The organism is Enterovibrio makurazakiensis (assembly GCF_050336585.1).
Lineage (GTDB): Bacteria > Pseudomonadota > Gammaproteobacteria > Enterobacterales > Vibrionaceae > Enterovibrio > Enterovibrio gelatinilyticus.
Genome location: NZ_JAKJSE010000010.1, coordinates 146,470 through 170,258, shown reverse-complemented (window position 1 = coordinate 170,258; position 23,789 = coordinate 146,470). Strand labels below are relative to the sequence as shown.

General features: G+C 45.1%; 24 protein-coding genes. 13 read left to right on the top strand and 11 right to left on the bottom strand.

What is annotated here, in order from left to right; translation table 11 throughout:
* Positions 1–17: 17 nt before the first annotated feature.
* The 4 genes from L4D06_RS08895 to msrP all read right to left on the bottom strand — a co-directional run bounded on the left by L4D06_RS08895 (position 18) and on the right by msrP (position 3,836).
* Entirely contained in the window at positions 18–1,376 is a 1,359-nt protein-coding gene (locus tag L4D06_RS08895) for an MATE family efflux transporter (protein ID WP_429738913.1), read from the bottom strand.
* A 79-nt stretch (positions 1,377–1,455) separates the two neighbouring features.
* Positions 1,456–2,085 (bottom strand): hypothetical protein, encoded by a 630-nt coding sequence (locus L4D06_RS08890; RefSeq protein ID WP_274163205.1) that lies wholly within the window; start codon positions 2,083–2,085, stop codon positions 1,456–1,458.
* 114 nt (positions 2,086–2,199) lie between these two features.
* Positions 2,200–2,820 (bottom strand): protein-methionine-sulfoxide reductase heme-binding subunit MsrQ, encoded by a 621-nt coding sequence (gene msrQ, locus L4D06_RS08885; protein ID WP_429738911.1) that lies wholly within the window; start codon positions 2,818–2,820, stop codon positions 2,200–2,202.
* The gene (gene msrP, locus L4D06_RS08880; RefSeq protein ID WP_429738909.1) at positions 2,817–3,836 is read right to left on the bottom strand and encodes a protein-methionine-sulfoxide reductase catalytic subunit MsrP; all 1,020 of its coding nucleotides are present in this window, start codon (positions 3,834–3,836) and stop codon (positions 2,817–2,819) included. Before msrP ends, msrQ begins: the two co-directional genes overlap by 4 nt.
* A gap of 328 nt (positions 3,837–4,164) precedes the next feature.
* Here msrP and L4D06_RS08875 point away from each other — a divergent pair, with 328 nt between their 5' ends.
* On the top strand, positions 4,165–4,581 hold the full coding sequence (locus L4D06_RS08875) for a hypothetical protein (RefSeq protein ID WP_429738907.1): 417 nt from the start codon (positions 4,165–4,167) through the stop codon (positions 4,579–4,581).
* 322 nt (positions 4,582–4,903) lie between these two features.
* On the top strand, positions 4,904–5,839 hold the full coding sequence (locus tag L4D06_RS08870; RefSeq protein ID WP_429738971.1) for a L,D-transpeptidase family protein: 936 nt from the start codon (positions 4,904–4,906) through the stop codon (positions 5,837–5,839).
* Between the two features lie 18 nt (positions 5,840–5,857).
* On the opposite strand, the gene L4D06_RS08865 is transcribed toward L4D06_RS08870, so the two are convergent.
* The 6 genes from L4D06_RS08865 to L4D06_RS08840 form a co-directional block, all read right to left on the bottom strand.
* A complete protein-coding gene (locus tag L4D06_RS08865) occupies positions 5,858–6,103 on the bottom strand; it encodes an LPP leucine zipper domain-containing protein (RefSeq protein ID WP_028022635.1) in 246 nt (81 codons plus the stop codon).
* Positions 6,104–6,297: 194 nt separating this feature from the next.
* Complete coding sequence (locus tag L4D06_RS08860; RefSeq protein WP_274163201.1) at positions 6,298–6,759, bottom strand: copper chaperone PCu(A)C; 462 nt, start codon at positions 6,757–6,759, stop codon at positions 6,298–6,300.
* Between the two features lie 99 nt (positions 6,760–6,858).
* Positions 6,859–7,443: an SCO family protein gene (locus L4D06_RS08855; protein ID WP_274163200.1), complete on the bottom strand. Its 585-nt coding sequence runs from the start codon at positions 7,441–7,443 to the stop codon at positions 6,859–6,861.
* Entirely contained in the window at positions 7,440–7,892 is a 453-nt protein-coding gene (locus L4D06_RS08850) for a hypothetical protein (RefSeq protein WP_274163199.1), read from the bottom strand. Before L4D06_RS08850 ends, L4D06_RS08855 begins: the two co-directional genes overlap by 4 nt.
* Before the next feature lie 165 nt (positions 7,893–8,057).
* Positions 8,058–8,981: a polyprenyl-phosphate transporter gene (locus tag L4D06_RS08845; protein ID WP_274163198.1), complete on the bottom strand. Its 924-nt coding sequence runs from the start codon at positions 8,979–8,981 to the stop codon at positions 8,058–8,060.
* Between the two features lie 109 nt (positions 8,982–9,090).
* Entirely contained in the window at positions 9,091–9,771 is a 681-nt protein-coding gene (locus tag L4D06_RS08840) for a DUF4336 domain-containing protein (protein ID WP_429738903.1), read from the bottom strand.
* Between the two features lie 306 nt (positions 9,772–10,077).
* Here L4D06_RS08840 and L4D06_RS08835 point away from each other — a divergent pair, with 306 nt between their 5' ends.
* Both L4D06_RS08835 and L4D06_RS08830 read left to right on the top strand, forming a co-directional pair.
* Positions 10,078–10,917, top strand: coding sequence for a pirin family protein (locus tag L4D06_RS08835; RefSeq protein WP_429738901.1), 840 nt, complete (start codon positions 10,078–10,080; stop codon positions 10,915–10,917).
* Positions 10,918–11,591: 674 nt separating this feature from the next.
* A complete protein-coding gene (locus tag L4D06_RS08830) occupies positions 11,592–13,340 on the top strand; it encodes a bifunctional metallophosphatase/5'-nucleotidase (protein ID WP_429738899.1) in 1,749 nt (582 codons plus the stop codon).
* 499 nt (positions 13,341–13,839) lie between these two features.
* Here the strand turns inward: L4D06_RS08830 and L4D06_RS08825 are convergent, their stop codons facing one another.
* Positions 13,840–14,775, bottom strand: a complete 936-nt coding sequence (locus L4D06_RS08825) for a hypothetical protein (RefSeq protein WP_429738897.1) — start codon at positions 14,773–14,775, stop codon at positions 13,840–13,842.
* 257 nt (positions 14,776–15,032) lie between these two features.
* Between L4D06_RS08825 and L4D06_RS08820 the strand changes: the two genes are divergently transcribed.
* The 9 genes from L4D06_RS08820 (at position 15,033) to L4D06_RS08780 (ending at position 23,740) form a co-directional block, all read left to right on the top strand.
* A complete protein-coding gene (locus L4D06_RS08820) occupies positions 15,033–15,224 on the top strand; it encodes a hypothetical protein (RefSeq protein WP_429738895.1) in 192 nt (63 codons plus the stop codon).
* 259 nt (positions 15,225–15,483) lie between these two features.
* Positions 15,484–15,759, top strand: a complete 276-nt coding sequence (locus L4D06_RS08815) for an HlyU family transcriptional regulator (protein ID WP_274163193.1) — start codon at positions 15,484–15,486, stop codon at positions 15,757–15,759.
* A 322-nt stretch (positions 15,760–16,081) separates the two neighbouring features.
* Positions 16,082–17,638, top strand: a complete 1,557-nt coding sequence (gene pntA / locus L4D06_RS08810) for a Re/Si-specific NAD(P)(+) transhydrogenase subunit alpha (RefSeq protein ID WP_429738893.1) — start codon at positions 16,082–16,084, stop codon at positions 17,636–17,638.
* Positions 17,639–17,653: 15 nt separating this feature from the next.
* The gene (gene pntB / locus L4D06_RS08805) at positions 17,654–19,039 is read left to right on the top strand and encodes a Re/Si-specific NAD(P)(+) transhydrogenase subunit beta (protein WP_274163191.1); all 1,386 of its coding nucleotides are present in this window, start codon (positions 17,654–17,656) and stop codon (positions 19,037–19,039) included.
* 122 nt (positions 19,040–19,161) lie between these two features.
* A complete protein-coding gene (locus L4D06_RS08800) occupies positions 19,162–20,601 on the top strand; it encodes an ATP-binding protein (RefSeq protein WP_429738891.1) in 1,440 nt (479 codons plus the stop codon).
* Positions 20,573–21,241: a response regulator transcription factor gene (locus L4D06_RS08795; protein ID WP_274163189.1), complete on the top strand. Its 669-nt coding sequence runs from the start codon at positions 20,573–20,575 to the stop codon at positions 21,239–21,241. The genes L4D06_RS08800 and L4D06_RS08795 overlap by 29 nt, the downstream gene beginning before the upstream one ends.
* Before the next feature lie 41 nt (positions 21,242–21,282).
* Positions 21,283–22,137, top strand: coding sequence for a DUF2861 family protein (locus L4D06_RS08790; RefSeq protein ID WP_274163188.1), 855 nt, complete (start codon positions 21,283–21,285; stop codon positions 22,135–22,137).
* A 209-nt stretch (positions 22,138–22,346) separates the two neighbouring features.
* On the top strand, positions 22,347–23,522 hold the full coding sequence (locus L4D06_RS08785) for a conjugal transfer protein TraF (RefSeq protein WP_429738888.1): 1,176 nt from the start codon (positions 22,347–22,349) through the stop codon (positions 23,520–23,522).
* 65 nt (positions 23,523–23,587) lie between these two features.
* Positions 23,588–23,740 (top strand): YoaH family protein, encoded by a 153-nt coding sequence (locus L4D06_RS08780; RefSeq protein ID WP_274163186.1) that lies wholly within the window; start codon positions 23,588–23,590, stop codon positions 23,738–23,740.
* Positions 23,741–23,789: the final 49 nt, after the last annotated feature.

Below are 23,789 nucleotides of genomic sequence, written 5' to 3'. Positions count from 1 at the left end.
AGAGAAATAGTGAGAAATTAGCGCGTCGAAGGCGGCGCAGATAGCCTTGTTTGGTAAAGTTTCCACATCATCCAGACAAAAAGCAATGTGCTGGTACATGCCAGAGAAATCCAAACGCCCGTGGTACCAACCAGTTTTGTCATGACAAATAGCATTGCCGCCATTATCACCAGTTTACCCCCGGTTAACCAGTTAGCAATCGTCGCTTGGTTGATGGACTGAAAATAAATAGCCCCAACGAGCAGTAAGGCTTCCGTTGGCAAGCCCCAGAAGTATAGATACATCCCTTCTTTAGTCACTTCAGCGAGATCTGGGCTATCACCAGCAAATGCATAGATCACGGCCTCTGGGAATACATAAACGAGTAATAATCCTGCCACGGACACCAGTAACGCAGCGCCAAACGCGATATTCCTACTTTCAATGACCCTGTCCATTCTTCGCGCACCAAGATTGAAACTCGTAATTGGCTGCATACCCAATGCGATTCCTTCAAACGCGAGGTAGAAGAAAGCTTCTGTGTAACTGACGACGGCATAAGCGGCGACGTGGATAGTGCTCCCCAACGACAGGAAAGCCATGTTGTGTAGTGTTAGAACAACAGAAAGATATAGGTACATGAGTAAACCAGGAATACCTAGCTGCAAGATGTCTGAGACGGTTTTTGTTTTGATAACAATGGATTGCCACGTAATGCGAAGGCGAGTAGACGGTTGGAAAAAATGAAAAAGGCAAAGTGACGCCGTCACTAACTGGGAAAGCATAGTCGCAATGGCTGCGCCTTTTAATTCCCAAGGAATAAGAACAATGAACACCCAATCTAAAAAGATGTTGAGTACACCGCCCAAAATCATAATCGCCGTGACGCGATTGGGCTGCCCATCATTTCTCAGCAAAATTGAAAATGCCATAGACACGAGCGCAAAGGCTCCCATACCGAAATACCATTTCAGATAGGTGATGGCCATCTCGGCCACATGCCCTTGAGCACCGAGTGCATACACAATGTCCGTTGAAAACAGAAGGCCGAGAAAAGAAACAACCACACTGACAAGCAGCGACAGTGAAAAAGCGTTGCCAACGACTTGTTGTGCTAATTTGGCATTTCCGCTTCCTAGGTGAATAGAAACCAAAGATGCAGCGCCCATCCCTATCATGTTGCCCAGCGCGTAGAGAATAGAACCAATCGGGTAGGCTAACATGATTGCTGCCAGTCCACTTTCACCCACAAAATGACCAATGAACATACCATCAACGGCGACATAAATGCCGGTGACCATCATGGCGGCAATCGTGGGAAGCGAATAACGAAGAAACAGATTGATAACTGGCGCATCGCGCAGGAGAGTATCGTTGGCGTTTACATCGGTGGTCATGGCGTTTCCGGCGTGAAAAGATGAAAGCAATTAATGGAGAATGCGTTAACAACGGGTGGGTAGAATACCTAAATAACTTCTACAACGGATATGTCGCCGTTAACAAAAGGTATTTATGAAGTGGCAACCCATCTCGCTGCCGATGAAGCGGATGATAAATTCGATGTCGTCCACCCGTGATTGAACACACTACCTCAATATCGCCGGCAAGAGAGTGCTCTGCGTCGACAAGTTTAACGCCCTGGGCGGCAAAATCGGCTTGATGAATAGGTTGATGACCCAACCACCAGTGGGGTACTGCTTTACTCGCAACAGAACGGTCAATCCAGTGGTCTGCGATGACAATGATACGCCTTTCTTTGTCATTGGGTGCTTCAAGGTGATCAAGCGTCCATTTCATATCGTTAACAATTGCTCTACGGCAGGCTAGATTTGCGCTGATGAGACGATGCGCGACGATATAGATTTGGTGCTCTGGTGTATCGACGAGAAACACTAATTGTTTAATCGTATTAGATTCTTCGACTGATCGACAGGTGGTGTCAATGTCTAGCTTGTCGTAAGAGTGCATAATACGACGCGCCAATGCCTTGCCGAGATGGCTCTCTTTCATCCCGCGATTATGAATCGTTGGATAATGGTGTTCACAGAAACTGAGACAGTCTAATTGAAAGTCTCTCAAGCTTTGTGAAATAAGTTCATCCAGCAAAAAAGCCTACTCCAAAAACAAGCTTCACGACAAAGGGTTACCTAAAGTATGGCAAAAAATAAAAATTTGCACTAATTCGGGTGTCTAAATGTGGTGAAGCGTTCAAAAGTGAGGCTATCCGCGCTTGAGAGCAGGTCGAAATACAATTCTTTTAAGGGTTTTCCAGCGAACGGCGAGTAATGAAATCGCCAACAAAAAATAGATAGTTGGCTCAATTAACTCTGACTTTGATGACCAGTAAAAATGGATTGGTGCTAGGACAAGCGCCAAATAGACGTAATGGTGCAGTTTTTGCCATTTTGCCCCCATTTTGCGTTGTATGCGAGCTGTCGACGTGACCGTTAGGGCAAAGAGAATAACCCAGCAAACCGCCCCTACGGCGAGGTAAGGCCGACTAAGTATTTCACTTCCTAACAGTGCAAAGCTGAAGGTTAAATCGAGGGCGAGATACGTAAACAGGTGTAGCGTCGCCCAAAAGAAACTATACAGCCCGACAACGCGTCGGCAGCGGACCAAGAGACCTTGCTTGGCATATCTGGCAATAGGACTCACGAACATGGTGACGATCAAAGTATTGAGCGCAGCGATACCGGTGTAATGCGTAATGCCATCAACAGGATCTGCACCAAACTTATTGTTTAACACCAGCCAAATCAGGTTGGCGAAAAATAACAAACTGACGACATGAATGAGCGCTTTAACCCAAACTATGTGCTTTGCTGCCAAAGGCTTCAATAGTTTGACCTCAAATCCATCCCTTTATAAAGGCTTGCGACTTCGTCTTGGTATCCGTTGAACATGGTGCTAGGTTGACGACGAGAGCTAAAGATCGAACCTTCGCCTATAAATCGCTCAGAACCTTGACTCCAACGCGGGTGATCAACTTGAGGGTTCACGTTGGCGTAGAATCCGTATTCATGACGTGCTAACAAATTCCAAGTTGTAGCAGGTTGCGACTCAAGTAGATGAATCTTCACAATCGATTTGATGCTTTTAAATCCGTATTTCCAAGGTACGACTAGCCGAACTGGGGCACCATTTTGAGGTGCAAGCGTTTGCCCGTAGAGACCGACACTAAGCAGTGTTAGGTCGTTCATGGCTTCATCTAGCCGCAAACCTTCAACGTAAGGGTAATCAATGCCGCCGCCAACAAACTGTGATGCTTGACCGGGCATTTGTTTGGGGTCATAGAGAGTTTCGAACGCCACGTATTTTGCGCTACCGAGTGGGTCTGCTGCCCTAATTAGATCACCCAAGGAAAAGCCAATCCAAGGGATATTCATTGACCATGCTTCAACACAGCGCATGCGGTATAGGCGCTCTTCAAGAGTAAAACGTTTGAGGAGGTCGTCATAGGTCAACGAGATTGGATTATTGACTAGCCCCGTGACTTCTAATTTCCAAGGGTCAACGCTAAAAGATTGGCTGTTTTCGACAGGATCGTTTTTGCCCGTACCAAACTCATAGAAGTTATTATAGGTAAGCACTTTCTTTTCTGGTGTGAGAGGCAGATCTGCTCCATAAATACTCGGTTTTGCCGTCAATGCAGAACGTTGGAAAATCACATCAGCTTTCTTTTCGTCATCACCACCAAAAATATCAAAGATGTTGGCTTGGCTTTGCGCTGCAAAGGGCAATGTCGCCGTCACGATACCGAGCTTCTTCAATATGTCTCTACGAGAGTGGTAAACGGACTCTGGAGTCAGTTCATGCTCTTTAATTTCGGATTTCTTGGGCACTCGAATCAGCATTGTTGATCTCCATTGGTCAGCATTAATTTGGTGCTATATAACGAACGATAAAATTATCACTTGCTACAAAGACCTATATAACGACATTTTTCTTTCATAAGTTTACGTACTACGAAGAAAAAGGTGGTGCGGATGATAGCAGTTGTGACGGAAGGCAAAGGGTGTGAAGGTTGTCGGCGGTTTCACGGTTGAAGTGTTTGTTTTATAACCAGTAAAGCATTTTTCTCAATAGCCGCTGATAATATGCTGATAAGTGTTAATATCCCACGAGCGTTATGAATTTAGTTGCCTTTTGGTTTGAGTAAGGCACATGAAATGGACATTTAAAATGAAACGTTATCTCTTTGGGCTTGCACTATTGTTGCCAGCAATGTCAGCGTCGTCACAAGGCTTTTCTGCTGGGGTTTTTTTAGGTACACCAATGTCTGGTGTGACAGTGTCACAAAATGCTATGCGCATTTCTTTGGGGATTGAAGAGAAAGGCGCTGCTGTTGATGGAATGTGGGATATTGGCCCTTGGTTGGCTCGGCCTGAATATTTGCCGCTTTCTTTGTATGGCTTTGGTGGATTTCAATGGATTGATGATTCTACGCATAAATGGGGGCCAAGAGTGGGTGTTGGCGCCGCGACACCTATGGGGCGAGGGAATATTGAACTTTACGGAGAAGCGGGTACTACATGGTATTGGCAGGACGATTCAGCGTTGAAACTTGAAGGCTCGCTAGGTTTGCGTATCTATTTCTAACTGGGATACCGCCACTTTTTTCAAACTGTGCCTTACATTATGCTTCAAAGTGCCTAGAAACTGCTTTTTACTTGATGTTTCAGTGTCGAGATAAAATCGACATTTGTTTGGCTTTTAAGCGAGGTCAGTTGCAAGTGCAGTGGGGATGACGTGATATGTTACTGCCGTTCTCATTCAACACTGCAGGTTAGTAAAAGGGTGACTTAGCAACTGATTGTTCGGTGTGGGTATATAATTGATATATCTATCGTTGAGCGATGAGCACTCATCCTTTCCAGCTATATAGCTGCACAGACTTAGAGATTTTTGTTTCATGAATTCGATGCTTCGACCCTTTTTGTATTTATGTGCAGCCATCCTACCGATGACGCTTCATGCGAACCAGTATGATTGGCCTGAGGAAAACACCCGCCTAATTGGCGAGAATACGATTCACGTTATTAAACAGGGCGAGCATCTAGAGTTAATCGCAAAGCAATATAACGTCGGCTTTTTAGCGTTACTTTCCGCTAACCCTGGCATTGACCCTTATCTTCCTGATGCTGGTACTTTTGTCACTATCCCTCAAAAGCTCATTTTGCCAGATGTGGACTACGAAGGCGTGGTGATTAACCTTGCGGAATTACGCTTGTATTACTTTGAGCCAGAGATAGGGAAAGTGAATGTTTTTCCTATTGGCATTGGTCGGATAGGGCGTGACACGCCGATCATGAAAACCAAGATCAGCCAGAAACGTGAAAACCCTACATGGACACCACCAGAAAGTATTCGCAAAGAGTACCTTGAGACAAAGAACATTGTTTTGCCAGAGGTTGTCCCTGCTGGGCCAGAAAACCCTTTAGGCACGCATGCTTTAAGGTTGGCTTATGGAACTGGCACGTATTTAATTCATGGAACCAATAAGGATTTTGGTATCGGGCTACGTGTCAGTTCAGGTTGTATTCGAATGAGACCAGAAGATATTGTTTGGCTATTCGATGAAGTGAAGGTGGGAGATAAAGTTCGCGTGATCAATGAACCCGTCAAAACAAGCTACGAGCCTGATGGTGCCGTTTACGTAGAAGCGCATCGACCATTATCACTAGACGAAACGCAAGCGGGAACGCGAATGTTAACGCTGCCTGATACGCGAACGTCGCTCTGGCTCAAAAGTAATCAAATGAATGAGAGTCGATATAGAGCCGCACTTGCCGTGCAGTCAGGAATGCCAATTGAGTTAGGAAGCGAAGCGGCATCCGAAGATGCCGCTGAATTATAAAGAGACTTATAAAGCGGCTTACTTGGTGTAAGACTGCGCCATGTTGTCAATACGTTCATTCGCACGTGCTGCTTCGTCATAAGACAGAGCGGTTGCAGCAGCTACATCAGCGACGTCACCTTGTAGAGAAGAAACTTGGTTTGAAAGAGAATCTACTTTAGATGACAGATCTGCAACACTTTGCTCAAGCGCTGAGTTGTTTGAACAACCAGCTAGAACTGCGCTGGATGCAATCGCTGCTAACGCTAGAAGACGAATTTTCATAGTTAAAACCTCATTGTTTTTGTTGGGTTGCCTTTTTTACTGCTTTTTACCTGTTGAATAACTGGTTGCAGTATAAACATAGACTGCGATTCACTATTCTGCCGCCAGATGACATTTGATGTACGCCTCAATGTTGATACTGCCTAAAAATCTAAGTCACACGTCAGCATAAATACTTAGAATTTTAGCAATTTCTAATGGCTATCGTGGCCGTGTTTCATTTTTGATTCAACCATTGCCTTCGTAATAGGAATAAATTGTGTGACCTCTGTACCATTCGAGAAGTGCAATGTTAACGGAAGACGTTCGCCATCTTTTAATGGGGTAGAGAGATCGAACAACATGATATGAAAACCGCCGGGCTCTAGAGTTGCTTTATCGTGGCTGGGCACTTCAATGCTATCAACTTGTCGCATTTTCATCATGCCTCCATCCATGACATGGTTATGAAGTTCGACGGTTCTTGCCGCGGGTGTTTCTGCGCGGATCAAACTTACTGTTTCGGAGCCTGTGTTCTTGATTACCATAAATGCAGCGCTGTTCGGGGCTCTTGGCGGTGTCGCTCGCGCATAAGGATCTGTGAGTTCAATAGCAGCATTGACTGAGAACGAGAATACTCCAGCGAGTAATGAACATATCAGGGGGGCAGGTCTCATCGACACTCCTTTTTCAAACATTCGGTTTTCGGAAAAATACACATCAGGCACACGGGCTCAGCGAGTCACTCATAAAGAGCACGGAAAATGTGTTTGATACTAACGCTTAGCACTCGGGCCTAAACGTTCGATAGCATCAGACACCATGTTGGGGTTTAGCGTGTGTGGCACCTTTTCAATGAGCTCACCATCTGGTTTTAGGAAATAGAAATAGGAACTGTGGTCAACGGCATACTCCATTGCAGAGTCTTCTAACTCTGTAATTTGGTAAAGCACGCCATATTTCTTAGCGAGTGCATCAATGGCTTCCACACTCCCACTGGTGCCTTCAAGCATTGGGTGGAAATAGCCTGCATATTCTTTCGCTACATCTGCGTCATCCCTTTTCGGGTCGAGAGTAACGAAAATTGGGCGCACGCCTGCTAATGTTTCTTCGGGCAATGACTTTAAAGCAGCCGAAAGAATAGCGAGCGACGTTGGGCAAACGTCTGGACAATGTGCATAGCCAAAATAGAGAACGCGTAGCCTTTCATCTGTGGTGTCAAAAAGTTGAACGGTTTGGTCACCACTTTGTAATTTGCCAAGCTCCACGACAATGTCAGGTGTTTGGTTTTGTTCGAGCATATACCGAGCGCCCAATCCCGCAATCAATGCTAGCGCCAGTATGATGATTTTGGTTTTCATCGCTTCATCCTTATTTCTACGGGCAAAATGGTGTCGTTGTCCGGACTACTGATTGTGCCTCGCCATGTCATTTCTTCGTCCATGCAAATAGGCAGCATCACGTTGCCGGTGAATTGATTATTCTTAGACCGCATCAATTTGAGCTTATATACACCCATGTTCATTTCTACACCTTCTAAGGCAAGAAGCAGATGCGCAGCGTTGCTATCTGAAAAAGTCACATCCAATTGTGATGGCACTAAGGGTTTAACGCTATCAGTAGATAAGATCGCGTTGGCAGATTGAAAGTTACACGCCGTGGTGCCAAGCGTGCAATGGTCCTCGTTAATTATGGTTTTGCTCGACGTTGAAAAAATAAAAAGGTCAGCAAAAACGTAGCCGATAGCGAGAAAAACGATGACAAAAATAATATCGACGAATCGACGACCGATAACAAAGCTGGTTTTCATGATGAGCATTTTTGAGGAATAGACATGAAAAAGTGTATCACTTTATCCCGTCGGGCTATGTGAGTAAGGTCTTGAAATCAGTGATAAGAAAAGGGGTTGCCTGAGCAACCCCTTAACGTTGAATTGTGCTTGCTGCGTTAATAGCAAGCCGTAACTCTATGATAATTAGTCTTCGAGTTTTTGAGATATTTTCTCTAAGCCAAGAACCAGACCAAAACCTACAACCATCATGACTAGAGCGATGGGTAGTAGCGACGGTTGACCTGTCACAGACTCAAATGCCATTGGTGATAACGCTTTCTCGATCAGTGGTACTTGCTCACCTGAAGAGTTAGTTCTGAAGCTGATGACTTCTTTCCAAGGCCAAACTTTTCCTAAGGCACCAATCAGCAAACCCGTCAGAAAGGCGATAGTGAAACCGCGATAACAGCGCAACAACCATGACAATACATGAGAGAAGCTAAGAAGGCCGACTAAGCAGCCTAGCGCAAATAAAGCAAGAATAGGAATCTGCAGGCTCTTTACGGCATCCAATACGGGGCCGTACATCCCAAGAAGAAGCAAAATAAAGCTGCCGGAGATACCTGGCAAGATCATCGCACAGATAGCGATGGAACCGGCAATGAAAACCGTCAGCATATTGAATTCCATTGATACCGGATTCGCAACGGTGATGCTGTAGGCAAATACCGCGCCGACAATTGCAAAGAGGATCTCTTTGACTGACCAACGCTCGACTTGCTTAATCATATGAATTGCGGATGCTACGATTAGGCCAAAAAAGAATGACCAGATAACGATTGGGTGCTCTGTTAGCGCGTACGAAACGGCTTTTGCTAAGGTCAAGATTGCGGTAAGAATACCGGCCAGCAATGAAGAAAGAAATGTACCGTTTACGTGCTTCCAAACAGCGGCAAAGCCTTCTTTACGCCATAGGGAGAACAGGGAGGGGTTGACGCGACGAATGCTCTCCAAAAGAGTGTCATAAATACCAGTGATGAACGCGATTGTACCGCCTGAAACGCCGGGAACGACGTCTGCAGCTCCCATCGCCATTCCTTTGAAAAAGGTTAGTATATTCTGTTTCATGAATTGCTTCTGTTGATGCGGGTGAAAAATTATGCCCAATTATAGCGACTTGAATATAAAGGGCTATGAATTACTTTGTTGTGATTTCATTGATGTTAATGGTTAATGGTTAATGGTTAAGGACCCAGCTATATGCCGCCGCTAACTTTTTCTTTCCGTCACCTTGAATAGGGTCTCCATGTATAGGAAGGATATGATCAAATGGCCATGTTAGAATTTCTTGAAGTGAGCGCCTGAGGAGCTTGATGTCGGTGACACGATACTTTTCGTAAAAAGGAACGCGAACATGGGTGTGGCATCCACTTGATTTGCCCACGAGTTGGCGCAAAACAGAGCCTCCGCTTAAAAGCATTATGCTTTCCCCAATGACAAGTGTTTGGCTTTCGGGGTCACAAAACACGACGTCCTCTCGCTGATTGTTACCGCGTAACACTGTTTGATAGAGTTGGTTTCGCCAAAGAGGTGAAGACTTAGACGTTAGCTCTCCATCAAATCCAATATCTGAACGTTTTGCGGCAAGATCTGGGGCGGAATAGAAATACGCATCAGAATACGTTAGCCACCAATCTGATAAAGACTGATGTATGGTGTGGTTAGCGGTTGTCACACAGCGCACAATGCCAAGCGCATCAATTTGGGATTTGAGTGATTCCGTTAATTCGCAGGGGTTATGCACCAATAGCCCACCATCGGCTAGGCGAATAACCGTCATCCGTTGTCCAATATCAACGCCGAAACAACGGAAGCTATCGTCGTAATACCATAGGTGGTTGGCTTTCCATTCGATCATTGAATTCATCCTTGAATATTACTTTTTGCGTTGGCTAACTAATCGCTTCCATGTAGTGCGCTCTGGCGTGTTCGATAACTTTGGGGCGTAGAGTTCATACCCAAGCATCTTGATGTTACTTGGGTATAGGTATCAAAGATGCTCTTGTGGGAACAGCAAATAATTTAAGTGTTGAGAAGCAATATTCTTTGTTTATCTTGATTGGCGCAAAATGATTGTTCGAAGAATCAGAACAACTTGTTCCTCCTAGCCTAGTTTTTCTTAGCGTAGCTCCGCACTAGAATAACGCTAACTAAGGAGAAAGTTATGAATATCAGAACAGTACTGCGCGTTATTCGATCTCACGCATCAAAAGATGGGGACGGCGTTAAAATTAGTCGTGTGCATGGGTTTAACGACGCTAAGTTCAGCCCTTTCTTGATGATCGATGAATTGAAAAGCGACAATCCGGATGATTACATCGGTGGTTTCCCTCCACATCCTCATCGTGGTATTGAAACGCTGACCTACATGTTGAAAGGGCATTTTCAGCATAAAGACCATATGGGTAATGTAGGGGAACTGAGTAGCGGCGGCGCTCAGTGGATGTCTGCAGGCAAAGGCGTTATTCATAGTGAAATGCCTATCATGAATGATGGGGAGCTGCATGGCTTCCAAATTTGGATCAACTTACCAGCGGCTAAGAAGATGAATCCAGCGCAATATCATGATTTTCAAGCACCCGAAATCAATGAGTACGGAACGAAGAAGAATCTGCTTCGTGTAATTTCTGGTCGAGCAACTGAGGACGGTGCTGAGATAGTTGGGCCTTTGCAATCGACGGGTGTCGAAACATTTATTGCAGATTGGCGAGCGGATGCAGGTGAAGCACGCAACCTCACGGTGCCGACAGACTATCAGGTCAACATATATGTCTATAAAGGAACGGTTGATATTGCAAATCAACTGGTCAATCAAGGGCACATGGTTCAGCTTTCGGCGGGCGACTTACTTGGCCTAACGGCTTCAGAAGATGCTGGTGTGTTGATTCTGTCAGGTCTACCTATTGATGAGCCTGTTGTGCACTATGGGCCGTTTGTGATGAACTCAATGGATGAGATTAATCAAGCGGTTCGTGACTATCAGAATGGCGTATTAACAGACTAAGCATGAGATTGACGAAGCCGGAGAAGGGGCGGCAGTGTTGCCCCTTTTATCATTGTAACGTTTGTCGCGTACTGAGATAAGTTGAAAAATTATTGGTGCGCACCTTCGTGTATATAATTGGTTTATTCATCTGACTTCACGAACTCTGGTATCAATGTGAATAAAACGTTGAATATTCGCTGACCTTTTGTACTATTTTCTTTGGTTAAAGAAAACGTTTAGGTACATGGTTTGCTCCCAGTAATTGCACACGCGGTTGAAACAGTTCTGTTAGTCACAGGATTAGTGATGCTGGTGCGTTGTGCTTTTCAATATGCTTATCGAACGCATAAGTGGCATCGCCTAAATGTTGTTCTCTTTAATATTCAAAGCCTTTCCAGTGAAGAAATGAAGTGGTGGTATGCTGCAATGATCAGCCTGTTGCTGGGTGGGTCCCTAAAATTCTTCTCATTTATTGCTTTTAGTTACCCTCAATTCCCTTAAAAACGTCGCTCACGCTAACTTAAATTGACCGCAATGGAAGGCTTGGAACTCTGCATCGTCAGCATGCTGGATAGATACGGTCTTTTGGCAGTACCTGCGCAGTGCCAAGCGATTGCAACAAAACTGTGATGTGTGTTCTCTAGACTCAGAGTTTGATACACTCTTGTTTTGTGAAATGCATAAAGGAAATCATGCCTAACTTCACGCCCATAACGCTTGCTATCGCGCACATCAATGATACTCACTCCCATTTCGAACCCACGCCTATGTCACTGGCAATACCCGGTCTCGATGAGCGTATCTACGCGAATGTTGGCGGATTCGCTCGTATTTCTTCAGTTGTTAAAGCATTTAAAGAAGAAGCTAAGTTAACAACCGATGGTTTCTTGTTTCTTCATGCAGGGGATTGTTTTCAAGGCACCTTGTATTACAGCCTATTTAAAGGCGAAGCCAATGCCACAATGCTCAATTTACTTCGCCCGGATGCAATGGCTTTAGGCAACCACGAGCTAGATCTTGGCAATGCTTCCGTGTCGCGCTTTCTCGACCAAATCAATTTCCCGTTACTTGCCGGAAATTGGGATGTCAGCAATGAATGTGATCAAAAGCTTTGTCCTGTGAAGGGAAAGCGCCAGTTGCTTCCTTTTGATCCATTACACAAAATTGCTAGCGTGATGTTGAAGCAATTTGGTGATCAACACGTTGCCCTGTTCAGTGTTGCTCTCGACAAGATGGCCGATATTGCCATGCCTGATGCGGATACGCCATTTGTGAATGCGAAACAGACCATTCTCGATACCGTCGCACATATCAAGGAACATCTTGGGACGAATCACATCATATTACTGAGTCATCTTGGATATGAACAAGACCTAAAAATGGCCGAAGAAGTTGACGGGCTTTCTGTTATTGTCGGTGGGCATAGTCATGTGCTGCAAGGGGATTTTAGTAACCTTGGCTTAGGAGACATGGGGCCATACGGGCGGTTAATTCAGAATACGCTGGTGGTTCAAGCGGGCTGTCATGCATTTGCTCTGGGCAAGTTGCACGTCACGTTAGATGCGCAAGGCAAAGTGTCAGAATACAGTGGCAGTAACTATCTGATGCTTGGTCGCAGTTTATCGATGGATGCGTCTTGGGATCAGAGTCTACCTGCCGAAGCTTTTACACAAGCGAAAGAGTATTTAGCCCAGCAAGCGAATGTACTTCATTGCCGTGGTGATGAAACTATCAAATCCGTACTGAATGAGCGCTATAAGCCGGCGGTTGAAAAACTAAAAAGTGACGTTGTCACTAAATTGCCTGCGCGTTTGCGCCATATTCGGGTTCCTGATGAGAAAGGCGGGAGCGAAATTGCACCTCTAGTGTGTGAAGGCTTTCTGCATGCGGCTCGAAACCGGGGGCATCAGGTAGATTTTGCCATTCACAATGCTGGTGGAGTGCGTGTTAGTTTAGAGCAAGGTAAACTTACGGCTGCGGAGGTGGCAGGGCGTCTATTACCATTTGCTATTGATCTTATGTTGTATAAGCCGACTGGACTTCAAGTGATGCAAGCACTCGAAGGTGCTATCGATAATGCAACAAATAACAATGTTGAAGGCACTGGTGATGGAAGTTTTCCTTACACGGCGGGGCTCAAGTATCGCTATGAGTGCGAGAAACCGAAAGGTTCACGACTGACACTGCTTGAATATCGCGATGAAAAAGGCACGTGGCTACCTATTGAACCTGGAAGCATCTATTCCGTCGTTTCATCCGCTTATACCTCACAAGGCAAAGAGGGTTATGATTCGTTGAAACATCTCGCAGAACCTCCGTATTCAATTGACGTCACCTTGTCAGAAAGTTTTATAGAGTATGCGAGAACGCAAGAATCTCTTGTCATTATGCCTACCACTTGCGCGAGCTATGTTCCCTGTCCGGCTTGTACATCAGAATAACCTACCATCTATTCAGTTGACTTAGCGGCTATCCACGCCGCTATGTTCTGCTCGCATCCATTTGAATCCTGCATCTTCAGGTTGTTTTGATATAAATCACAAATGTGCCTAAAAATTGCATAGTTTGGGAAACATGGCGAGTTTTTGCCGTCTATGAAATGAAGGCGCAGAAACTTAATGCGAAGGACTCAATACTTATGCTCACAATTCATTCAAGTAAATCACTGAGTTGTCGATATAAGGACTAAGGCAGAGATACAACAAAAAGGAATGACATCATGATAGAGAAACGTGATTGGCTAGACTTTGGATTGATCGCTTTTTGGATAAGTGCATGGCTATCGTTAGTCTATTTTGTGCCAGTAGTCAGTGGTTGATGGCGTCTTGCTCTCACCACGCCAGACATCGCGTTATCGCAGGATATATCACGTAATATCTGGCTAGTATCAACCGTGCATGGTCACTGAAGTGGATAACAGTCATTCACTGTTAGCCTGAGCTACTTTCCTTCTAAGTTGCACGTTTTGGATGTTGTTTGCTTAAGTAAAAACTTGACCACTATGGGTTGTAAATATATGGGAAGTTGTAGTGCGCCAATAAGGGGTAAATACAGCGGCCCCAGAAAAGCACCAGCGACAGAGTAGGTCAGCAACACATTTCTATTCCCCGACGTAATCGCAGCCACATAAGCCTGCTCTTTCCCCATACGCCAGTAAAACGCCAAACCAATAATAAAAAACAAGACACAAATGCCCAATGCCAAAAGTAACATGCTGATGGCAAAATCCCGGTCATTGTTCCAAAGAAAGCGAAATTGTCCAGATAGACCAAATGGAAAACTAAACACCAATATGATGGTGAACTGAGCGAGTTTGCCGTGGATACGAGTTAGGTGGCTTCGTGAAACGTTCTTGTGAATGAAGTACGCCGTTGCCATTGGACCAAAGATGAAAACAACCATCCTCAAACAGTAGCTTTGTAAATCAAGCGAGAATTCGTCTCCACTGAATATCGCAAGATTAACGTAGAGGATGACGGGCATCATCAAGGTACTGGTTATCGTGAAAGCCATGGCAGTTAATGGTTCGAATCCCATTGAGCGAACAATCGCTGGTGTCGCAAACAGACTACCCGTGGCACAAACGGCCGTCACGGCCAAGAGCAGTTCGGTGCTAGCGCCAAATGCTATCGCAGCACTAGAGACGACCAGCGTGGTAACGCCCCCGTGAATCAGTGAATACCCCCACGCAGAGAGATTGAAAAGCGCTTTAACCAGAGAGCGTTGGTCGATACCTATTAGTGTAAATAGCATCAAAGTAAACAATACATAAGGAAGGTAGGGCAATGACGCCGCAGAGTAGGTAGGTAGCGCAAAACCAACGAGTGCCGCCGTCAAAAGCAGAAGTGATGAGTGTTTACTAAGGAATGTGAGCACAATAGTCTCGGAGTTGTTGTTAAAGAGGGATGTTATCAGAATGAAAATGCAATGATAAATAAAATTAGTTAATCCGTAGCTGGATGGTTTAATTAGCACTAGAAAGCCTAATCCCTTTATATACTGCTATCTGTACAGATGTAAGTAATCGTATTCATTAGTAAAACTAATTCGAGTTGGCAAATAATGTCATTTCATAAATGACCAATTCCTGATTACTATTTGTTTCGAAAAGACAATCACATAGTGAGGCAATAATGACGCAGTTTGTAGATTTTGGCCCGGCCATGACTTCTGTTGAAAAAGTGCAAAAAAACTATGCGGTTACTTTCAAAGGATTGATTGCCCATGCGAAGGACGTACTGCGCAAACACGATGTTAACAAAGCGATTCGTTCAACTAATGAATTGCCAGAGCACATTAAGCGCGATATCGGGCTAATCCGTTAATTTTCACTGCAACTTTTTAAGATATTCAGTTCGGTTGATAAAACGCTGGTGATGAACCGGCGTTTTTTGTTTATAGATACAGTGATTTTCATAGCCAACGGTTATTCTGTCTTGGCTAAATCACTGGTGGAATCCCCGACTTATACTCCGCCATAGACACCGTCATTTCACATCCATCTTATGTCCTGAAATCATTAGACAAGATTGCCTCACTTCGTCAGTATGTTTGTCATACCGTAAATAATAAGAGAAGTACTAAATGGGATTATTTAGCTGGCTGTTTGGTGACAATGAAAAAACAAGTAAGCAAGTTGAACCGACTGAGTATAAGGGATTTTTAATCTATCCAGAGCCTAGATCTGAAGGCGGTCAGTTCAGAATCTGTGGTCGTATTAGCAAAGAACTCGACGGTGAGATCAAAACACACAATTTTATTCGATCTGACCTGCTACCAAGCGAAGCGGGTGCAACTGACCTTATGATCAAAAAGTCTCAACTATTTATCGATCAAATGGGCGAAAGAATGTTTAGCTAAGTGACCGAGATCAACGCAAATTGCGTCACTTCAGGTAAAAAAGTACACCAAGTGTTCGTATTCAGGCCGAATGGTTCATTTGATCATGAGAGTTCGTAGCCAAATTTACATTTAATCAGTAGTTTAACATTAGCGTTGCTGCGGAGGTATGACCTCTGTCCACAAATAAATAACGTTATTTTATTACTAAAAGTCATTAAGATTTAATCTGTTTTACGCTTGCTAATGATTTATTTTGTATTTTTACTACAAATCGCTTGATTAAGCCTTTTCAGTTCGTTACAAACAAATCACTTACATTGCCAATAGTCAGGGACTTACTATGCAAATTGGTGTTCCAAAAGAAATACTTGCGCACGAAACGCGAGTGGCTGCCACCCCAAAAACGGTTGAGCAGTTGATTAAAATGGGCTTCGAGGTTGTTGTAGAAAACAATGCTGGTTTACTAGCAAGTTTTGACAACGCTGCTTTCGAGCAGGCAGGAGCAACAGTGACTGATTCCGATACAGTTTGGCAATCAGACATCATCTTTAAAGTTAACGCGCCTGTGAAAAATGCAGATGACAGTGTTGACGAAATAGCACGTATCAAAGAAGGGGCCACCCTTGTTAGCTTCATCTGGCCAGCCCAGAATGAAGAACTGATGCAGCAACTCACCTCAAAGAAAATCAACGTTCTTGCAATGGATGCAGTGCCACGTATCTCTCGGGCACAAGCTTTAGATGCGTTGAGTTCAATGGCTAACATCGCCGGTTATCGTGCTGTTGTAGAGGCCGCCCACGAGTTTGGTCGTTTCTTCACGGGGCAAATTACCGCTGCAGGTAAAGTACCACCAGCAAAAGTATTTGTTGCCGGTGCTGGTGTTGCGGGTCTAGCTGCTATTGGCGCAGCAGGCAGCCTTGGYGCTATCGTTCGTGCTTTCGATGTTCGCCCTGAAGTGAAAGAACAAGTGGAAAGTATGGGTGCCCAGTTCCTTGAAGTTGCTTTCGAAGAACAAGCTGGCAGCGGCGATGGTTATGCGAAGGAAATGTCAGATGACTTCAATCGTAAAGCCGCCGAACTATATGCAGAACAAGCGAAAGATGTAGACATCATCATTACTACAGCGCTTATTCCTGGCAGACCAGCACCGAAACTGATCACTAAAGAAATGGTGGATTCAATGAGTGCTGGTAGCGTGATTGTCGATCTCGCTGCAGCAAACGGTGGTAACTGCGAATATACCGAAGCAGATAAAGTTGTTGTCACTGAAAACGGCGTGAAAATCGTCGGTTATACCGATATGGTCAGCCGTCTACCCACTCAGTCTTCCCAACTTTACGGCACAAACCTTGTCAACCTGATGAAGCTTCTGTGCAAAGAGAAAGACGGTAACATTGATATTGATTTCGAAGACGTCGTGCTTCGCGGTGTAACCGTTGTTAAGGAAGGCGAAATTACTTGGCCTGCACCACCGATTCAAGTATCTGCTCAACCTCAGGCGAAAGTTGAAGCTGCACCAGCGGAAAAAGCAGTGAAAGTGGATGAGCCGACATCTCCAGTCAAAAAACTGGTTGGCTTAGTGGCTGCACTCGGTGCATTTGGTTGGGTTGCATCTGTCGCGCCACCAGCATTTTTGTCGCATTTCACCGTATTTGTACTTGCTTGTGTTGTTGGCTACTACGTTGTTTGGAATGTCACCCATGCTCTGCATACACCACTGATGTCTGTGACCAACGCAATCTCCGGCATCATTGTTGTGGGTGCGTTACTTCAAATCGGTCAAGGCAATGGTGTGGTTTCTTTCCTCGCATTTATTGCGGTTCTCATTGCAAGCATCAACATTTTTGGCGGATTCACCGTCACCAAGCGCATGCTTGAAATGTTCCGTAAAGATTAATAGGAGTAGCAAGGAATGTCTGCAGGACTAGCACAAGCGGCATATATTGTTGCTGCACTATTTTTTATCTTGAGTTTGGCTGGATTGTCCAAGCAAGAGTCAGCGAGAGCCGGTAACTATTACGGTATCGCGGGTATGACGATTGCTTTGATCGCAACCATCTTTGGCCCATACTCACAAGGCATAACTTGGATTATCATTGCGATGATCATTGGTGGTGCCATCGGTATTTACTACGCCAAGAAAGTTGAAATGACTGAAATGCCAGAACTCGTTGCTGTGCTTCACAGCTTCGTAGGTATGGCAGCGGTTCTCGTTGGTTTCAATAGCTTTCTGGCACCGCCAGAATACAGCGGCGAATTTGCGCACACTGAGCACGTTATCCATATGGTGGAAGTGTTCCTTGGCGTCTTCATTGGTGCGGTAACCTTCACGGGTTCTATTGTTGCCTTTGGTAAGCTTCGCGGAATTATTTCTTCTTCGGCACTAAACCTTCCGCACAAACATAAATTGAATCTAGCCGCGATCGTGGTATCGACGCTGTTGATGTTCTATTTTGTGAAGTCTGATGGCAGTCTGTTTGCTCTGATTATCATGACCTTAATCGCGTTCGCGTTCGGCTACCACTTGGTTGCGTCGATTGGCGGTGCGGATATGCCGGTTGTGGTTTCAATGCTGAACTCTTACTCAGGTTGGGCAGCGGCAGCAGCAGGTTTCATGTTGGCAAACGACCTTCTGATCGTCACGGGCGCATTGGTTGGTTCTTCGGGTGCGATTCTTTCTTATATCATGTGTAAAGCCATGAACCGTTCTTTCATCAGCGTTATCGCTGGTGGCTTCGGTCAGACAGTTTCTACTGCGACCGACGTTGAATATGGCGAGCACAGAGAGATTTCGGCAGAAGAAGTCGCGGAAATGTTGAAAGACTCTCGTTCAGTGATTATCACACCGGGATACGGTATGGCGGTAGCTCAAGCTCAATACCCTGTACATGACATCACTGCCAAGCTTCGCGCGAAGGGTATCAATGTTCGTTTTGGTATTCACCCTGTCGCAGGACGTCTTCCAGGCCATATGAACGTGTTATTGGCTGAAGCGAAAGTACCTTATGACATCGTGTTGGAGATGGATGAAATCAATGAGGATTTCCCTGAAACAGATACGGTATTGGTCATCGGTGCGAACGACACAGTGAACCCTGCGGCAATGGAAGATCCTAATAGCCCAATCGCAGGTATGCCGGTTCTTGAAGTGTGGAATGCGAAAAACGTAATCGTATTCAAACGCTCAATGAACACAGGTTATGCGGGTGTTCAAAACCCATTGTTCTTTAAAGAGAACACAGCGATGCTGTTTGGTGATGCGAAAGAAAGCGTTGAGGCTATCGCCAAAGCGATTTGATTTTGACACACAAACTTTGTTGTTGAATCCTTATTAAGGCCAGCTTTGCTGGCCTTTTCTTATTTTGTGACACTCTGACAAAGTACTGACAATTAGTCATATTTTGATGATATTCTCTCGCCATGCGTACGTTTTTTCTTATCATTTTAGCCTTAGTCAGTCCTCAGGTATTGGCGAATGGCTCATTCTCTGAACAGCTCAGTGCTTTTAGGTTGTCACTCTTATCTGAGCCGCCTATGGCGACGTATGCGCTAAATTCCATACACAGTGAATATCCGAAACCACTGCTTGTCCCAGATAGCTTGCTACCACAATCAGCTCACTATCCGTTGAAAGACCTAAAAAGGCTTTATCAGTCGTCCGAGAAGTGTAAAGGTGCATGGCCTGTCAGCCCCTTGGTAACCGATCCTTTAGTGTTCACTCGTGCGCTATGTTTCAACACCCGATTGCCGCCTGTATGGTTTTCTCGCTCAAATCTCATCCATCCTGGTGGAGGGAGCTACGCAAACAAATATGTCGATAAATTCCCAGAGCGTAGAGATGAGTTGCTGAGGTTTTTCCATATTCAAGAGCGCTTATTAGCGCCGCCAGATAGGTTACTCGGTAGACTTCAACGAATGCCAGAGTCAGGTATCATGGCGCTTAATGGTGGTGCGGAATCAATATTGTCTGGAGAAGAACTCTGGGTGAGAACGGGTGGGCAGTATCAGGTCTATGGTTCAGAAGTATGGCTTCCGCTTCTTGAGCAACATGATCTAGTCGCCTCACCGACGAGCGACAACGGTTACTGCTTATCCCGAATTGGCAATGTTTGTTGGAACCAAGAGCAGGCCCCGTCTTATTGGTCGCAATTGGTATTTGCGCTGGCAGTCATTAACCTATTTTGGATTGCCGTTTGGGTATTTAACCGATGGACGGTTCAGCGTCGGTTGATGCAAGAACGCATGTTGGTACTTCAAATCCTCACGCATGAACTGCGTACACCTATTGCTAGCTTATCGATGACAGTGGAAGGTTTCCGCCGTAAGTTCGATAGCCTTCCAGAACCTTTGTATGACGAATTCCGCCGTTTGTGTGAAGACTCAATGCGCTTGAAGCAATTGGCCGAGGCGAGCAAGGATTACTTGCAATCAAACCAACAGCAGTTGGTGAGAGAGGAAATACCATCGCTTGCAGAGTGGCTTGGCTACCTTTGTGAAGAACGTGACGTTGAATTGCTTGTCAAAGAAGATGGTGCAATTGCGGTTAACATTTATTGGTTGACGACGTCGCTAGACAACCTTATAAGCAACGCAAAGAAATATGGTATTGCACCTGTTAAGGTGGTTGCCGAAATTAACAACGGTTTACTAAAGATCCAAGTTCAAGATCAGGGAAAGTTGACCGGAAAAGATTGGAAGACGATTCGTAAACCGTTTGTCAGTGCTCAAGGCTTAGGGCTTGGTCTGACAATCGTTGAATCAATGATTGAAAGGATGGGGGGCAAGTTGATACTTGTTGGTCCTCCAACCACATTTATTTTGGAGATACCTTGTGACCCAAACGACTCTATTGCTCGTTGAGGATGACGCAAACTTGGCAGATGGCCTTTTAGCCAGCCTAGAGCAAAACGGATACAAATGCTTATACGCCGATAGAGCGAGTAAAGTAGAAGCATTGTGGGCTGATGCAGATCTAGTGGTGTTAGACAGACAGTTACCAGACGGGGACTCGATGACGTGGCTTCCTAACTGGAAGAAGATCAAAGATGTACCAGTTATCATGCTGACAGCGATGGTGTCTGTTCGTGATCGTGTTGGTGGTCTTGATTCTGGCGCGACAGATTATATGACTAAACCATTCGCCGAAGCGGAATTGCTCGCGCGCGTTCGCGTTCACTTGCGTAAGCCTGCGTCTGAGGAAGAGCAGGACGCCGATGACATTGTGGTGAGTTCTCTACGAATTAACTTGGCCACTCGTGGCGTTATTTACTGTGAAAGCGAAGTCATACTGACACGTACGGAGTTTGATCTTCTCGCCTTTTTAGCGAGAAACGCAGGTCGCGTGTTTACCCGCGACGAACTGTTGGATCAAGTCTGGGGTTACAACCACTACCCAACCACGCGCACGGTGGATACCCATGTCCTTCAACTACGTCAAAAGCTCCCTGAGATTGAAATTGAAACACTGAGAGGCGTTGGTTACAGGATGAAAAGCCACTGATGACTCGAGCGGTGCTTCAATCCATAACTTTGACGATAGCTATGTTACTGCCAACATATACGTTGGCGGCTTGGTTCAATGGCACTGATGCATTGACATCGGCTCACCAACGTTTATTGGAAGGAAACACCGCTCAGAGTTTTGATGCAATGGTTGAAGCTTGGCAACAAGACAAGACAAAAACTGAGCATGATCATCTCACTGAGCTATTGTCTTTGGCCATCAGCGAGGATTGCGGAAGAAGCTTAAGCAGCCTTTCGCTGCCAAACTGGTTGCAAAGCATTGTCATACGACGAGAAACCGTGCAAACGCCAAACCGAGTTTATTACCAATTCTCTGTTTATGGCAGTTCCCAAACGGGTATATCCAAACTGTCTTTTGCTGAGTGGCCTGACAAGTCGCTGATTCTTTCCGAATTGAGGGGAGACGATGGAAATCAATTCAAACTCGATTTTGATACGGTTTCGGGCATCGTTCACGCTGGACTTTACAAGCTTGAGTTAACCTCAAACGAAGGTGAAAGTTGGTCCTCTTGGGTATTGATTGGTGAGCCCGATGCGACACAAAAAATCAGTTGGATGGACAGCCGAAGCTGGCGTATAGCTCCAACTACCGACTTGAAAAGCACTTGTCCTCGACCTTTTCTATCAATGAACTTGTATCAGCAATCTGATGTGGATGAAGCGCCAATATGGTCTGAAGAAAAAGACAAAAACCTTCCAACATCGTTACCTATTATCGATGTACCAAATGGGCAGTATTGGTTTTCCATCGCGCTGATCGAAAGAAGGTGGCAAGGTGCGATTTTATTTGAAGATGTACAACGCATCGCTAGAGCCATTGATTTGCCAGATGTTGATCTAAATGATTTATCAATAGAGAACCCAGAAAAATAAGTAAACAGACCCCAATAGTGCTGTTTTCCTTCTAAAACCTCCTCCAATCTCTCTCATGCTAATGAGTAGTGTCACATCTTTACTACTTGTCTTCATTACGAGTCATTCAGTCGTCTATCATTATTTTAGTAAGTAAACAGAGAGATAACGTGTGAAAGCGCGGATGTGAGTCTCCATTTCATTGGCACTTAGACATGGAATTCAGGGTTATGAAGAAAAGCTTAGTCGCGGCAAGTTTGGCTTTGGTGTCTGCATCGTCCTTTGCAGCAAACTACAGTATTGATACACGAATAGATGCAATGGGAGGAGCGGGCACCGCTGCTTCTAGTTATTTAACTGCGGGTTTTCATAACCCAGCATTGGTGGCATTGGAGCCTGATGCAGCATTTGGCATATTGCTACCGGTGATAGGTATTCAGTACCGAGATCCTGATGAATTGGTTGATGGGCTTGAAGACTTTGGCGGTGTGTTTGATCAGTTTGAAAATGACCCTACTAACTCTGATAATCGAACCGCAGCGGCTAATGCTCTCGGCAACTTGGAAAATAAGCTGGCGTATTTGAGTGGTGGTTTTGGTGGAGCAATTGCCGTTCCTACTTCAACTATTTCGGGTAACTTCTTTGTGAAAGGTTATACCGAAGCAATAGTAATGCCGGAGGTTGAAGCTTCCGATGTGACGAATATTAATGACAACTCTCAAATACCAGGTGTCGACTACAACCTCGACTCTAAAGGTCGCGTACTTGCTTTTGGTGTGGTCGATGTAGGTTTGGCGCTGGCGGGTAACATTGAATTTGCTGGGCAACGAATAGCACTCGGCGTGACGCCTAAATCACAGAAATACTACACCTATCATTATGAAGTGGCAGTCGACAATTTTGACGTGGATGATTGGGACTCTGACGCCAACCGCACAGAAGAAAGTGCATTTAATATAGATCTGGGTGCAGCGTGGCAAAGTGGGCCATTTCGTTTAGGCTTCGCTGCTAAGAATCTGATTGAAAAAGATATTAAGACTGTTGTTTACACTCGAGATTACACGTATACCATTGGTCCTTTGTATACAGTCGGTGGGGCATTTGTGACTCATCTTCTTACGGTAGCTGTTGATATCGATTTGAATGAGCAGAAACGATTTTCTGCAACCAGTGGGCCTGCGATAAAAGACAATACCCAACTTATTCGATTAGGCGCAGAGTTTGATGCTTGGGGATGGGCGCAAGTTCGAGGTGGCTACATTGAAGACCTTGAAGATACACTGGACGGAACGTTGACGATGGGGTTGGGCTTATCACCATTCAATACCGTTCACTTCGATTTGGCCGCCCAGTTTAGTGATAACAACAGTTACGGTGGCTCCGCTCAGTTATCTTTCACCTTCTAAGGTGACATTGACGAGAGTGGGCAGTAGAATACGCGACTTCTTAACGTAAGAATTTGGGGTCGCGTATGAGTAGTATGCCAACATTGACGCATGCAGAGCAGCAAGTCGCAGCAGATCGAATTCACGCACTGATGGCGCAAGGCATGAGTAGCGGTGAAGCCATTATGAAAGTGGCAAATGAAATTCGTGAACGCGAAGCATCAAAAAAAGATGATTAATGTGAAAGCGGCCTATAATTGGCCGTTTTCTTTTTTGTTCCTAGCGTTA